Below are 13,253 nucleotides of genomic sequence, written 5' to 3'. Positions count from 1 at the left end.
ACACGAGGGCCACGTGCGGAGGGCGAAACACCCCCCCGGATGTGGAGGGATCATAGCGTTGATCGTTGAGACGGCAACGAAGCTTTTCGGGATCCGTCAGCTCGGACACCCGCCCGAACCGGCGGACCCGGCCGCGCCCTCAGTTCTTCCGGTGCCCTATCAGCCGCGGCTTCTGCTCCAGACCGTCCAGGCCGTGCCACGCCAGGTTCACCAGATGCGCCGCCACCTCGGCCTTCTTCGGCTTGCGCACGTCCAGCCACCACTGCCCCGTCAGCGCCACGCTGCCGACCAGCGCCTGCGCGTACAGCGGCGCCAGCTTCGGATCAAAACCCCGCGCCTTGAACTCCAGACCCAGGATGTCCTCGACCTGCGTCGCGATGTCACTGATCAGCGAGGCGAACGTGCCCGTCGACTGCGCCACCGGCGAGTCCCGGACCAGGATCCGGAAACCGTCCGTGTAGTTCTCGATGTAGTCGAGCAGCGCGAACGCCGCCTGCTCCAGCAGCTCCCGCGGATGGCCGGCGGTCAGCGCGCCCGTCACCCCGTCCAGGAGCTGCCGCATCTCCCGGTCGACCACGACCGCGTACAGGCCCTCCTTGCCGCCGAAGTGCTCGTACACCACCGGCTTCGACACCCCGGCCTTCGCCGCGATCTCCTCCACCGACGTGCCCTCGAAGCCCTTCTCGGCGAAGAGCGTGCGGCCGATGTCCAGCAGCTGCTCCCGGCGCTCCGCGCCGGTCATCCTCACCCGCCGGCTCCGCCGGGGCTTCGCGCCGGTACCGCTGCTGCTGCTGGAACTGCCGTCGATCGCCACGTCCTCCATCATGCCGCGTTCGCGGCCTTGTCCTGGCGCCGGGCGTCGATACGGGACTGCGCCGGCCACCGCACGTCGTACGCCCAGCCCGCCTTCTCGAACCAGCGGATCAGCCGCGCGCTGGAGTCCACCTGCCCCCTCAGCACACCGTGCCGCGCCGACGTCGGATCCGCGTGGTGCAGGTTGTGCCACGACTCGCCGCACGACAGCACCGCCAGCCACCACACGTTCCCCGAACGGTCCCGCGACTTGAACGGACGCTTGCCCACCGCGTGACAGATCGAGTTGATCGACCACGTCACGTGGTGCAGCAGCGCGACCCGCACCAGCGAACCCCAGAAGAACGCCGTGAACGCGCCCCACCACGACCACGTCACCAGACCGCCCACCACCGGCGGGATCGCCAGCGACACGATGGTCCACACGATGAAGTGGCGCGAGATCCGCCGGATCGCCGGGTCCTTGATCAGATCCGGCGCGTACTTGTGCTGCGGCGTCCGCTCCTCGTCGAACATCCAGCCGATGTGCGCCCACCACAGGCCCTTCATCAGCGCCGGCACCGTCTCCCCGAACCGCCACGGCGAATGCGGGTCGCCCTCCGCGTCCGAGAACTTGTGGTGCTTGCGGTGGTCCGCCACCCAGCGCACCAGCGGCCCCTCCACCGCCAGCGACCCCATGACCGCCAGCGCGATCCGCAGCGGCCGCTTCGCCTTGAACGACCCGTGCGTGAAGTAGCGGTGGAAACCGATCGTGATGCCGTGGCAGCCGATGTAGTACATCGCCGTCATCAGCCCCAGGTCCAGCCAGCTCACCCCCCAGCCCCAGGCCAGCGGCACCGCCGCCACCAGTGCCACGAACGGCACGACGATGAACAGCGCCAGCGCCAACTGCTCGACGGAACCCTTGCTGTCGCCGCCCAGCGTGGCGGAGGGCAGGGTCTGGACCGGATCGGACGACTCGGACACCGAGGTCACCTCGGGACTGATGGTCATGCGTGTCCCCTGGGGGGTGAGGGAGAGGGTACGTACAGTGCGGAACAGGCCGAGGCTACGGCTGCGTAACCTACGGCGACGTAAGTATGTCAGCGCGGCGGCACGCGGCAAGAGGGCACAAGCGGGGGGCTGCCCGACGTCCAGGGAATGGACACCTATCCTGGGAGCGTCGGACAGCGCGGTCCGCAAGCCTCCAGAACCCTCCAGACGTGCTTGAACACTGCAAGGAGCCGCACCTGTGAGCAGTGCCGACCAGACTCCCACCACCAACGCCGAGCTGCGCGCCGACATCCGCCGACTGGGCGATCTCCTCGGCGAGACCCTCGTGCGCCAGGAAGGCCACGACCTCCTCGACCTCGTCGAGAAGGTCCGCCGCCTCACCCGAGAGGACGGCGACGCCGCGGCCGAGCTGCTCCGCGGCGTCGAGCTGGAGACCGCCGCCAAGCTCGTCCGCGCCTTCTCCACCTACTTCCACCTCGCCAACGTCACCGAGCAGGTCCACCGCGGCCGGGAGCTCCGGGAGAAGCGCGCCGCCGAGGGCGGCCTCCTGGCCCGCACCGCCGACATGCTCAAGGACGGCGACCCCGCCCACGTACGCGAGACGGTCAAGCACCTCAACGTGCGCCCCGTCTTCACCGCGCACCCCACCGAGGCCGCCCGCCGCTCCGTCCTCAACAAGCTCCGCCGCATCGGCGCCCTCCTGGAGACCCCGGTCATCGAGGCCGACCGGCGCCGCCACGACCTCCGGCTCGCCGAGAACATCGACCTCATCTGGCAGACCGACGAACTCCGCGTCGTCCGCCCGGAGCCCGCCGACGAAGCCCGCAACGCCATCTACTACCTCGACGAGCTGCACGCGGGCGCCGTCGGCGACGTCCTGGAGGACCTCGCCGCCGAGCTGGAGCGCGTCGGCTTCGAGCTGCCCTCCGGCACCCGCCCGCTCACCTTCGGCACCTGGATCGGCGGCGACCGCGACGGCAACCCCAACGTCACCCCCCAGGTCACCTGGGACGTCCTGATCCTCCAGCACGAGCACGGCATCACCGACGCCCTGGAGCTCATCGACTTCCTCCGCGGACTGCTCTCCAACTCCATCCGCTACACCGGAGCCACCCAGGAACTCCTGGACTCCCTCCAGCGCGACCTGGACCTCCTCCCCGAGATCAGCCCCCGCTACAAGCGCCTCAACGCCGAGGAGCCCTACCGCCTCAAGGCCACCTGCGTCCGCCAGAAGCTCCTCAACACCCGCGAACGCCTCGCCCACGGCACCCCCCACCAGGACGGCCGCGACTACCTCGGCACCGCCGAGCTGATCCACGACCTGACCCTCATCCAGACCTCCCTGCGCGAGCACCGCGGCGGGCTCTTCGCCGACGGGCGCATGGACCGCACCATCCGCACCCTCGCCGCCTTCGGCCTCCAGCTCGCCACCATGGACGTCCGCGAACACGCCGACGCCCACCACCACGCCCTCGGCCAGCTCTTCGACCGCCTCGGCGAGGAGTCCTGGCGCTACGCCGACATGCCCCGCGACTACCGGCAGAAGCTCCTCGCCAAGGAACTCCGCTCCCGCCGCCCCCTCGCCCCCACCCCGGCCCCCCTCGACGCCGCGGGCCAGAAGACCCTCGGCGTCTTCCACACCATCAAGGAAGCCTTCGAGCGCTTCGGCCCCGAAGTCATCGAGTCCTACATCATCTCGATGTGCCAGGGCGCCGACGACGTCTTCGCCGCCACCGTCCTCGCCCGCGAGGCCGGCCTGATCGACCTGCACGCCGGCTGGGCCAAGATCGGCATCGTCCCGCTCCTGGAGACCACCGACGAGCTCCGCGCCGCCGACGTCATCCTCAACGACATGCTCGCCGACCCCTCCTACCGGCGCCTCGTCGCACTCCGCGGCGACGTCCAGGAGGTCATGCTCGGCTACTCCGACTCCTCCAAGTTCGGCGGCATCACCACCTCCCAGTGGGAGATCCACCGCGCCCAGCGGCGCCTGCGCGACGTCGCCCACCGCTACGGCGTCCGCCTCCGCCTCTTCCACGGCCGCGGCGGCACCGTCGGCCGCGGCGGCGGCCCCTCCCACGACGCCATCCTCGCCCAGCCCTGGGGCACCCTGGAGGGCGAGATCAAGGTCACCGAGCAGGGCGAGGTCATCTCCGACAAGTACCTCATCCCGTCGCTGGCCCGGGAGAACCTGGAGCTGACCGTCGCGGCCACCCTCCAGGCATCCGCCCTGCACACCGCGCCCCGCCAGTCCGACGAGGCACTCGCCCGCTGGGACGCGGCCATGGACGTCGTCTCCGAAGCCGCCCACGCGGCCTACCGGGCCTTCGTCGAGGACCCCGACCTGCCGACGTACTTCCTCGCCTCCACGCCGGTCGACCAGCTCGCCGACCTGCACCTGGGCTCGCGGCCCGCCCGCCGCCCCGGCTCGGGCGTCTCGCTCGACGGCCTGCGCGCCATCCCCTGGGTCTTCGGCTGGACCCAGTCCCGCCAGATCGTCCCCGGCTGGTTCGGCGTCGGCTCCGGCCTCAAGGCCCTGCGCGAGGCCGGCCTCGACGCCGTCCTCGGCGAGATGCACGAGCGCTGGCACTTCTTCCGCAACTTCCTCTCCAACGTGGAGATGACGCTCGCGAAGACCGACCTGCGGATCGCCCGCCACTACGTCGACACCCTCGTCCCGGACGAGCTCAAGCACGTCTTCGACACGATCGAGGCCGAGCACGCGCTCACCGTGGAGGAGGTCCTCAAGGTCACCGGCGGCGAGAAGCTGCTCGACTCCCACCCGGCCCTCCAGCAGACCTTCGCCATCCGCGACGCCTACCTGGACCCGATCTCCTACCTCCAGGTCGCCCTCATCGCCCGCCAGCGCGCCGCCGCCGAGGCGGGCGAGGACCCGGACCCGCTGCTCGCACGGGCCCTGCTCCTCACCGTCAACGGCGTCGCCGCCGGCCTCCGCAACACCGGCTGACCCCCCCCGCACACACGAGAGTGCCCCCACGGGAAACCCGTGGGGGCACTCTCACGTCGCTCACAGCGTCACGAACACCGCCACCAGCAGCGCACCGCCCGCGCCCGCCAGCGACCAGGCCGTCCGCCGCAGCCGCAGACCCCCCGCCAGCAGCGGCGCCGCCAGCACCAGCGCCCCGCCCAGCGGCAGCCACGCGTGCAGTCCGCCGCCCCAGCCCGTACGGACCCCCTCGTCCGTACCCGGCTTCACCACCACCGGGATCACCGAACCGGGACCCGCCGCCACCGACCGCCCGATCGTCAGCGTCCGGCGCGGGGAGCGCGTGTCCTCCGGCGCGTACGCGCCACTGCACCGCTCGTCGGTGCACCCCGTCACCGTCAGCGTCCCGTGCTCGCGCCCCTTCGCCAGCAGCACGTGCTGCGCCGAGGCCCACGACGCCCACACCCCCGCCACGACGAGCAGGACGGCGACGAGGACCATGGCGGCGTTCCGGACGTGCGTCATGACCCGCGATCGTACAGTCGTACGGCCGAAAGGCGGCGCTCAGGAGGGGGACGCAGGCCGCTCAGGAGTTGTACGCCGACTGCGCGCGCTCCAGCCCCTCCGTCACCAGGCACTCCACCGCGTCCGCCGACCGGTCCACGAACCAGTCCAGCTCCTTGCGCTCCGTCGACGAGAAGTCCTTCAGCACGAAGTCCGCCACCTGCATCCGGCCCGGCGGACGCCCGATCCCGCACCGCACCCGGTGGTAGTCGGGTCCCATCGACTTCGTCATCGACTTCAGGCCGTTGTGCCCGTTGTCCCCGCCGCCCAGCTTCAGCCGCAGCGTCGGGTAGTCGATGTCGAGCTCGTCGTGGATCGCCAGCACGTGCGCGGTCGGCACCTTGTAGAAGTCCCGCAGCGCCGTCACCGGCCCGCCGGACAGGTTCATGTACGACATCGGCTTCGCCAGCACCACCCGCCGGTTCGCCGGCCCCATCGGCCCCAGCCGGCCCTCGACGACCTGCGCCTGCGCCTTCTGCGCGCGCTTGAACTTCCCGCCGATCCGCTCCGCCAGCAGATCCACCACCATGAAGCCGATGTTGTGGCGGTTGCCCGCGTACTCCGGCCCCGGGTTGCCCAGGCCGACGATCAGCCAGGGCGCGTTCGCGTCGTCGGTCATGGCCCACTCTCCTTGATCACAGGAATGAGAAAACGGGGTGACGGGCCGTGCGGCCCGTCACCCCGTCACGTCGGACAAGAGCCTACGGCTCAGCCCTCGGCGGACTCGTCGCCCTCGGCGGACTCCGCGGCCGGCTCCTCGGCCTGGGCGGCCAGGATCTGGATGACGACGGCCTCGGGGTCCGTCACCAGGGTGGTGCCCTTCGGCAGCGCGACGTCCTTGGCGTGGATCGAGTCACCGGCGGACAGACCCTCGATGGAGACCGTGACGGACTCCGGGATGTGGGTGGCCTCGGCCTCGACGGCGAGCGTGTTCAGCACGTTCTCGACCAGGAAGGCGCCCGGGGCCAGGTCGCCCTCGGTCTCGACGACGATCTCGACGGTGACCTTCTCGCCGCGCTTCACGAGGAGGAGGTCGACGTGCTCCAGGCTGCCCTTCAGCGGGTCGCGCTGGGCGGCCTTCGGGATGGCCAGCTCGGAGCCCTTGCCCTCGATGTCCAGGGACAGCAGGACGTTCGGGGTACGCAGCGCCATCGCGGTGTCGTGGGCCGGCAGCGTCAGGTGGACCGGGTCCGTGCCGTGACCGTAGAGAACGGCCGGAACGGCGGCGGCGCGGCGGATCTTGCGGGCGGCGCCCTTGCCGAACTCGGTGCGGACGGCGGCGGTGAGCTTCACCTCGGACATGTGGCACTCCTCGTAGTGGTGGTGACGGTTGCGACTGTCACCCGGCCGCCGACTGGCGATGGCCTGCTGCGAAGAGCGCGTCGATAACGGAGCGCCGACCCTGAACGGGTACGGCCTCCCTCGCCGAGCAACCTCAGCAGTCTACCCGGCCGCCCCCGGCCCCTCAAATGGATCACCGTGCCGGGAGCGGAGGGGAAACGCCCGAGGGCCGCCTCCCCCGAACGGGGAAGACGGCCCTCGGCACGACGTACCGGTACGGCTCAGTGCTCCTCGAAGAGGCTCGTCACCGAACCGTCCTCGAACACCTCGCGCACCGCGCGCGCGATCGTCGGCGCGATCGACAGCACCGTGATCTTGTCCAGCTCCAGCGAACCCGGCACCGGCAGCGTGTCCGTGAACACGAACTCGCTCACCTTCGAGTTCTTCAGGCGGTCGGCCGCAGGACCCGACAGGATGCCGTGCGTCGCCGTCACGATCACGTCCTCGGCACCGTGCGCGAACAGCGCCTCGGCCGCCGCGCAGATCGTGCCGCCCGTGTCGACCATGTCGTCCACCAGGACGCAGACGCGGCCCTTCACGTCACCGACGACCTCGTGGACGGTCACCTGGTTGGCGACGTCCTTGTCACGGCGCTTGTGCACGATCGCCAGCGGCGCGTCCAGCAGGTCGCACCAGCGGTCGGCGACCCGCACCCGGCCCGCGTCCGGGGACACGATCGTCAGCTTCGAACGGTCGACCTTGCCGCCCACGTAGTCCGCCAGCACCCGCAGCGCCGACAGGTGGTCCACCGGGCCGTCGAAGAAGCCCTGGATCTGGTCCGTGTGCAGGTCCACGGTCAGGATCCGGTCCGCGCCGGCCGTCTTCATCAGGTCCGCCACGAGGCGGGCCGAGATCGGCTCACGACCACGGTGCTTCTTGTCCTGGCGCGCGTAGCCGTACGACGGCACGATCACGGTGATGCTCCGGGCCGAGGCCCGCTTCAGAGCATCGATCATGATCAGCTGCTCCATGATCCACTTGTTGATCGGAGCCGTGTGGCTCTGGATCAGGAAGCAGTCCGCGCCGCGCGCCGACTCCTGGAAGCGGACGTAGATCTCACCGTTGGCGAAGTCGAACGCCTTGGTCGGAACGAGACCGACACCCAGCTGGTGCGCGACCTCCTCGGCCAGCTCGGGGTGGGCGCGGCCGGAGAAGAGCATCAGCTTCTTCTCGCCGGTCGTCTTGATCCCGGTCACAGCACTGTCTCCTCAGACGTGTTCTCTGGCCGCAAGACCCGCGCTCCCGAGCGCGTGTGCGAACCAGCCGAATTTGTGTGCACGTATCACGGTACGCCTCGTTCGACGTACCTGTTTCCGGTCAGCTTTCGCCGGCGGACCCCTCCGAAGCCGCCTCGGCGGCCTGCGCGGCAGCGCTGCCGGGCCGCTTCCGGGCGACCCAGCCCTCGATATTCCGCTGCTGGCCCCGCGCCACGGCCAGCGCGCCCGCCGGCACGTCCTTCGTGATCACGGACCCGGCGGCCGTGTAGACCCCGTCCCCGATCGTGATGGGAGCCACAAACATGTTGTCCGAACCGGTCCGGCAGTGCGACCCGATCGTCGTGTGGTGCTTCGCCTCGCCGTCGTAGTTCACGAAGACGCTCGCCGCGCCGATGTTCGTGTACTCGCCGATCGTCGCGTCACCCACGTACGACAGATGGGGGACCTTGGTGCCCTCGCCCAGCGTCGCGTTCTTCATCTCGACGTACGTGCCGGCCTTCGCCTTCGCGCCCAGCCGCGTCCCCGGACGCAGGTACGCGAACGGCCCCACGGACGCGCCGTCGCCGATCACCGCGGAGAACGCCACCGCGTTGTCCACCCGGGCGCCCCGGCCCACCGTCGTGTCCGTCAGCCGCGTGTTCGGGCCGACCTCGGCGTCCTCGCCGATGTGCGTCGCGCCCAGCAGCTGCGTACCCGGGTGGATCACCGCGTCCGGCTCGAACGTCACCGTCACGTCCACCAGCACGGACGACGGGTCGACCACGGTCACGCCCGCCGTCATCGCCGCGTGGAGCAGCCGCTGGTTCAGCAGCGTGCGCGCCTCCGCCAGCTGCACCCGGTTGTTGATCCCCAGGATCTCCCGGTGGTCCGCCGCGACGGACGCGCCGACCCGGTGCCCCGCCTCGCGCAGGATCGACAGCACGTCGGTGAGGTACTCCTCGCCCTGGCTGTTGTCCGTCCGCAGCTGCTTGATCGCCTCCGCGAGCAGCGCGCCGTCGAACGCGAACACCCCGGAGTTGATCTCCTTGATGTCCAGCTGCCCCGGAGAGGCGTCCTTGTGCTCGACGATCGCGGTCACGGCCCCGGTCGCCAGGTCCCGCACGATCCGCCCGTACCCGGTCGAGTCCGGTACCTCGGCGGTCAGCACGGTCACCGCGTTGCCGTCGCCGGCGTGCGTCTCGGCCAGCGCCCGCAGCGTCGCGCCGGACAGCAGCGGGGTGTCGCCGCAGACGACGACCACGGTCCCCTCGGGCGCCGCGCCCAACTCCTCCAGCGCCATCCGCACCGCGTGCCCGGTGCCGTTCTGCTCCTCCTGCACGGCGGTACGGGTCCCCGGGTACGCCTCCTCCAGGTGCCCCCGCACCCGCTCCCGCGCGTGCCCCACGACCACGACGAGGTGCTCGGGCTCCAGCTCGCGCGCGGCGGACACGACGTGCCCGACGAGCGAACGCCCGGCGATCTCGTGCAGCACCTTGGGGGTCTTGGACTTCATGCGGGTGCCCTCACCCGCTGCGAGGACGACGACGGCCGCCAGGGGGGTCCCCCCTGTTTGAGCGGAGCCGAGAACTTGGGGGCGGTTGGCGCTCACGGATAGGCCCTTCGGCGTTAGGTGGTGGACGCACGAAGGATACCGGGGGGTTGGGGGGCGGCCATGAGGAAGGGCCCTGACCTGGGAGGTCAGGGCCCGGATGAATGTTTACGCGTCGAGGCTCCCCCGCCAGGACTCGAACCTGGACATAGGACTCCAAAGGTCCCAGTGCTGCCGATTACACCACAGGGGATAATTTATCGGGCCAGAACGGACATTTCGTCAGTCCTGAGCCCTGGCGGCCTCCACTATGCCGTACTAGGCCCCTTCCATGCGACGGTACAGCTCCGCGCTGCCTGTCGCGTAGACAATCAGGCACCCTCGGTAGGCGTCGGACGTGTTCTTCCGGGTCGTCCGCGGGTTGTGGCGCTTGAGCGTGGCCGTCTGGAATGTCGAACTGTCGACTCCGGCCAGGTCCGCCCAGAACCTCTCGGCCTCCGCCACGTCGGCGGTCTCGTGGATGCTGACGCGGAAGCGCAGGCGGTCACGGGGCATGCCCAGGAGGTCCAGCCATCGCAGATAGAGGCAGATGACGTGGGGATCGCTGTTGATGAAGTGGAGGGACTCGCGCCGGCTGTACGGCTTGTCCTTCGCGCCCTCGGCCCAGTAGAGCGCGACTCCGGCGATGAACAGTTCCCGGTCCGACAGGGCGCCGATGGACTCTCGGGCGAGGCGCTTGGTCTCCTCCCGCTCCTTGTCCTGTGCGAGGCGCAAGCGGGCCAGCCCGGCGTTCATCCGGGCCCGGCGTTCCTCGTCCGTGTAGCGCGGCTCCGGCTTCGGCAGGTCGCGTACCCACAGCGAGATCGAACTCTTCGAGCAGCCCAGTTCGACCTGGATCTGGTCGTACGTCATGCCCTGGAGGCGGAGCTCGCGGGCGCGGGCGCGGAGGTCGTCCTTGGCGCGGGGGCGCTTGGTCCACTCCGGTGGGGGTTCGCCCTTGACCAGACGGTGAAGCAGGTCGTTGTTGAAGATCTTCAGGCGGTCGCGGATCTGGCGGAGGCTGAGACCCTCGCGGCGGAGGGTCACCGCCTGGGTGCGGAGGGTCTCGAAGTCCGCGTAGCGGTTCGGTTCTGCGGTCATGGAATGAGCGTCGTCCGTTATGCGGACGGTCGGGTCGAAAACTCGGGCGATTCAACAGTTCGAGGGACGGGTGTGCGGAGCGTTGACGCTCCTCGGATTTCGTGGGGGTGCGACCGTAGGGTGGGGGCATGACCGCAACGGGGGCAGATCGGGACGCGCCGGGCGCGCGGACCATGTGGTGGTGGACGCGGCGGCGGAGCGCCGTGCTGGATGTCGGGCTGGCCCTGGTGTCGGCGGTGGAGTGTGCCGTCGAGGGGGTGCTGTTCGCGGGGAGGGCCGGGGCTCCGGAGGCGCTGGGGGGCTTGTTCGGCCTGTTGGTGGGGTCGGTGCTGCTGGTGCGGCGGCGGTGGCCGATCGCGGTGGTGCTGGTGTCGATCGCGGTGGCGCCGGCCGAGATGGGCTACCTGATGGGGTTCGTCGGGCTGTACACGCTCGCGGCCTCGGAGGTGCCGCGGCGGTTCACGGCGGTGCTGGCCGGCATGGCGACCGTCGCGGTGTTCGTGGTGACCGCCGTGGAGCTGCGGCGGGACATCGCCGCGCAGGCGGACGACTTCGATCCGAGTGCCTGGTACGTGCCGCTGATGGCGTTGCTGATGACCTTGGGGCTGAACGCGCCCCCGGTGCTGTCCGGGCTCTATATAGGGGCGCGGCGGCGGCTGATGGAGAGCCTGCGGGAGCGGGCGGACTCGCTGGAGCAGGAGCTGTCGCTGCTCGCGGACCGGGCGGAGCAGCGGGCGCAGTGGGCGCGGCAGGAGGAGCGGCGGCGGATCGCGCGGGAGATGCACGACGTGGTGGCGCACCGGGTGTCGCTGATGGTGGTGCACGCGGCGGCGTTGCAGGCGGTGGCGCTGAAGGATCCGCAGAAGGCGGTGAGGAACGCGGCGCTGGTGGGTGACATGGGCCGGCAGGCGTTGACGGAGCTGCGGGAGATGCTGGGGGTGCTGCGGGAGGAGGCGGTTCCGGCGGCGGCCGAGGCGGTGCCGTTGGCGGCGGTGGGGCGGGCCGCGGCGGCGGCCGCGGAGGCGGCGGCTTCGGAGGAGGGGCCCGGGCTGGGCGCGCTGGAGGAGCTGTGCGAGCAGTCGCGGCTGGCGGGGGCCGTGGTGGAGCTGGTGGAGCTGGGGGAGTCGGGGGCGTATCCGGTGGAGGTGGGGCGGACGGCGTACCGGGTGGTGCAGGAGGCGTTGACGAATGTGCACAAGCACGCCCCGGGTGCGGAGGTGGTGGTGCGGGTGGCGCATCGGGGGGCCGAGGTGGCGATGCAGGTGGAGAACGGTCCGTCGGTCGAGGGGGCGGCGGACGCGGGTCTGCCGAGCGGGGGGAACGGGCTGGTGGGGATGAGGGAGCGGGTGGTGCGCCTGGGCGGGGCGTTCGTGTCGGGGCCGACGGACGTGGGCGGTTTCAAGGTGTCCGCGGTGATCCCCGTGGGGGAGCGGTGAGGGTCGGCCCGCGGGGAGGGCCTCACGCGGTGGGGGCTTCCCGCCGTGGGGGCCTCCCGCGGTGGGGGCCTCCCGCGGTGAGGGTCAGCCCGCGGTGAGGCGGGTGGGCTGGGTGCCGGTGACGAGGGTGGCGAGGGCCGTGTCGATGTCGCGGCCGAGGTACCAGTCGCCGGCGTGGTCGAGGCTGTAGACGCGGCCTTCGGTGTCCATGGCGAGGACGGCCTGGTGGTCGCCCTCCTCGCCGAGGGGGGCGAGTTCGGTGCCGAGGGCGCGCCCGAGGTCCGCGAGGGTACGGGCGAGGTGGAGCCCGGCGAGCGGGTCGAAGCGGAGGGTGGCGGGCGCTATCTGGCGTCCGTGACCGGGGGCGGTGAGGTGGAGGCCGCCGAATTCGGCCCAGGCTTCGACGACGGCGGGGAAGACGCTGTGCCGGTGGCCGGCGGGGGAGACGTGGGCGCGGAGGGTGTCGGCCCATTCCTCGGCGAGTTTGATGTCCCAGCGTCCGGGTTGCCAGCCGGCGTCGCGGAGGGCGGCGTCGACGTTGACGGGGAAGCGGGTGGTGTCGGACATGGGGTGGGGTCAGCCGTTCCGGTCGGGCGTGGGGTCGACGGTGCGGACGCCGAAGTGGTCGAGGAGCGCGGCGCAGGAGCGGCAGGGCGCGGCGTAGCTGCCGTGGAGGGGGTCGCCGTCCTCGCGGATGCGGCGTGCGGTGATCTTGGCGTGTTTGAGGCTGCGCCGGGCTTCGCCGGGGGTGAGGGGTTTGCGCTGGGCGCGCTTGGAGCGGTTGGTCTCGGTGGCGGTGAGGTGCCGGGAGAGCAGGATGGCTTCGGGGCAGCGTCCGGTGAAGCGTTCCCGCTGGCCGCTGGTGAGGGTGTCGAGGAAGTCCTGGACGAGGGCGTGCAGGACGGGCGGGACGTCTCCGCGTCCCGCGGTGCAGGTGAGGGTTTCGCCGCGGACGGAGAGGGCGGCGCCGACGGCGGGGAGGATGCCGTCGCGGCGGTGGAGCAGTAAGGGGGCGTGGCCGTTGTCGGTGTCACTGCTCCAGTTGAGGCGTGGGTCACCCTGCGTGGGCGTGGTGCTGGTGTACATGGTGCTGGTCTTCCCCTCCTGCAATCCCCCGAGTTGCGGTGCACAGCCTGCCAAATAGGGAGCCATATGGGGAAGCTGGGTGCGGGTTTCGGCGTGGTGGTGTGGCGGAGCCGTGGTCGGCCTGTCATGGGTTCGTGACGGTTGGTGACGGTGGGTGTGTGGGGCGGGTGGGTGGGGGCGTGGGCCGG

Annotated in this window: 12 protein-coding genes and 1 tRNA gene; 2 read left to right on the top strand and 11 right to left on the bottom strand. The window is 71.0% G+C overall.

Translation table 11 applies throughout. The features are described from left to right. Window positions 1-139: 139 nt before the first annotated feature. Together ACIGHB_RS27295 and ACIGHB_RS27290 are read right to left on the bottom strand one after the other, a co-directional pair. Window positions 140-826, bottom strand: coding sequence for a TetR/AcrR family transcriptional regulator (locus tag ACIGHB_RS27295; RefSeq protein ID WP_360312790.1), 687 nt, complete (start codon window positions 824-826; stop codon window positions 140-142). Then, complete coding sequence (locus tag ACIGHB_RS27290) at window positions 823-1,806, bottom strand: fatty acid desaturase (protein ID WP_360312792.1); 984 nt, start codon at window positions 1,804-1,806, stop codon at window positions 823-825. Before ACIGHB_RS27290 ends, ACIGHB_RS27295 begins: the two co-directional genes overlap by 4 nt. A 238-nt stretch (window positions 1,807-2,044) precedes the next feature. On the opposite strand from ACIGHB_RS27290, the gene ppc reads away from it, so the two are divergent. Next, complete coding sequence (gene ppc, locus ACIGHB_RS27285) at window positions 2,045-4,774, top strand: phosphoenolpyruvate carboxylase (RefSeq protein ID WP_360312794.1); 2,730 nt, start codon at window positions 2,045-2,047, stop codon at window positions 4,772-4,774. 60 nt (window positions 4,775-4,834) lie between these two features. Here the strand turns inward: ppc and ACIGHB_RS27280 are convergent, their stop codons facing one another. From ACIGHB_RS27280 to ACIGHB_RS27250, 7 genes are all read right to left on the bottom strand, one after another. Next, entirely contained in the window at window positions 4,835-5,278 is a 444-nt protein-coding gene (locus ACIGHB_RS27280) for a hypothetical protein (protein WP_360321704.1), read from the bottom strand. 61 nt (window positions 5,279-5,339) lie between these two features. Next, window positions 5,340-5,936 (bottom strand): aminoacyl-tRNA hydrolase, encoded by a 597-nt coding sequence (gene pth, locus ACIGHB_RS27275; protein WP_399916568.1) that lies wholly within the window; start codon window positions 5,934-5,936, stop codon window positions 5,340-5,342. Window positions 5,937-6,025: 89 nt separating this feature from the next. Further along, entirely contained in the window at window positions 6,026-6,619 is a 594-nt protein-coding gene (locus ACIGHB_RS27270) for a 50S ribosomal protein L25/general stress protein Ctc (protein WP_360321698.1), read from the bottom strand. Between the two features lie 260 nt (window positions 6,620-6,879). Continuing rightward, a complete protein-coding gene (locus ACIGHB_RS27265; RefSeq protein WP_360321695.1) occupies window positions 6,880-7,854 on the bottom strand; it encodes a ribose-phosphate diphosphokinase in 975 nt (324 codons plus the stop codon). Window positions 7,855-7,975: 121 nt separating this feature from the next. After that, entirely contained in the window at window positions 7,976-9,463 is a 1,488-nt protein-coding gene (gene glmU / locus ACIGHB_RS27260) for a bifunctional UDP-N-acetylglucosamine diphosphorylase/glucosamine-1-phosphate N-acetyltransferase GlmU (protein WP_399916565.1), read from the bottom strand. A 121-nt stretch (window positions 9,464-9,584) separates the two neighbouring features. Next, window positions 9,585-9,656: transfer RNA gene (locus ACIGHB_RS27255), tRNA-Gln, on the bottom strand. A 65-nt stretch (window positions 9,657-9,721) separates the two neighbouring features. Continuing rightward, a complete protein-coding gene (locus ACIGHB_RS27250) occupies window positions 9,722-10,543 on the bottom strand; it encodes a hypothetical protein (protein ID WP_399916563.1) in 822 nt (273 codons plus the stop codon). Between the two features lie 128 nt (window positions 10,544-10,671). On the opposite strand from ACIGHB_RS27250, the gene ACIGHB_RS27245 reads away from it, so the two are divergent. Further along, complete coding sequence (locus ACIGHB_RS27245; protein WP_360321692.1) at window positions 10,672-11,979, top strand: histidine kinase; 1,308 nt, start codon at window positions 10,672-10,674, stop codon at window positions 11,977-11,979. Between the two features lie 84 nt (window positions 11,980-12,063). Here ACIGHB_RS27245 and ACIGHB_RS27240 read toward each other — a convergent pair whose 3' ends face one another. Both ACIGHB_RS27240 and ACIGHB_RS27235 read right to left on the bottom strand, forming a co-directional pair. After that, a complete protein-coding gene (locus ACIGHB_RS27240; RefSeq protein WP_360321689.1) occupies window positions 12,064-12,546 on the bottom strand; it encodes an SUKH-3 domain-containing protein in 483 nt (160 codons plus the stop codon). Window positions 12,547-12,555: 9 nt separating this feature from the next. Beyond that, complete coding sequence (locus tag ACIGHB_RS27235) at window positions 12,556-13,065, bottom strand: YwqJ-related putative deaminase (protein ID WP_360321686.1); 510 nt, start codon at window positions 13,063-13,065, stop codon at window positions 12,556-12,558. Between the last annotated feature and the right edge of the window lie 188 nt (window positions 13,066-13,253).

The organism is Streptomyces sp. NPDC085460 (assembly GCF_044541975.1).
GTDB lineage: Bacteria > Actinomycetota > Actinomycetes > Streptomycetales > Streptomycetaceae > Streptomyces.
The sequence above is the reverse complement of the archived record's forward strand: the minus strand, read 5'-3'. Positions and strand labels throughout refer to the sequence as shown.

What these genes read in the sequence shown, in the direction of transcription:
- ACIGHB_RS27280 (WP_360321704.1), bottom strand. Translation starts at nt 5,278, where the DNA reads ATGACGCACGTCCGGAACGCCGCCATGGTCCTCGTCGCCGTCCTGCTC.
- ACIGHB_RS27240 (WP_360321689.1), bottom strand. Translation starts at nt 12,546, where the DNA reads ATGTCCGACACCACCCGCTTCCCCGTCAACGTCGACGCCGCCCTCCGC.
- pth (WP_399916568.1), bottom strand. Translation starts at nt 5,936, where the DNA reads ATGACCGACGACGCGAACGCGCCCTGGCTGATCGTCGGCCTGGGCAAC.
- ACIGHB_RS27245 (WP_360321692.1), top strand. Translation starts at nt 10,672, where the DNA reads ATGACCGCAACGGGGGCAGATCGGGACGCGCCGGGCGCGCGGACCATG.
- ACIGHB_RS27270 (WP_360321698.1), bottom strand. Translation starts at nt 6,619, where the DNA reads ATGTCCGAGGTGAAGCTCACCGCCGCCGTCCGCACCGAGTTCGGCAAG.
- ACIGHB_RS27235 (WP_360321686.1), bottom strand. Translation starts at nt 13,065, where the DNA reads ATGTACACCAGCACCACGCCCACGCAGGGTGACCCACGCCTCAACTGG.
- ACIGHB_RS27250 (WP_399916563.1), bottom strand. Translation starts at nt 10,543, where the DNA reads ATGACCGCAGAACCGAACCGCTACGCGGACTTCGAGACCCTCCGCACC.
- ACIGHB_RS27290 (WP_360312792.1), bottom strand. Translation starts at nt 1,806, where the DNA reads ATGACCATCAGTCCCGAGGTGACCTCGGTGTCCGAGTCGTCCGATCCG.
- ACIGHB_RS27295 (WP_360312790.1), bottom strand. Translation starts at nt 826, where the DNA reads ATGATGGAGGACGTGGCGATCGACGGCAGTTCCAGCAGCAGCAGCGGT.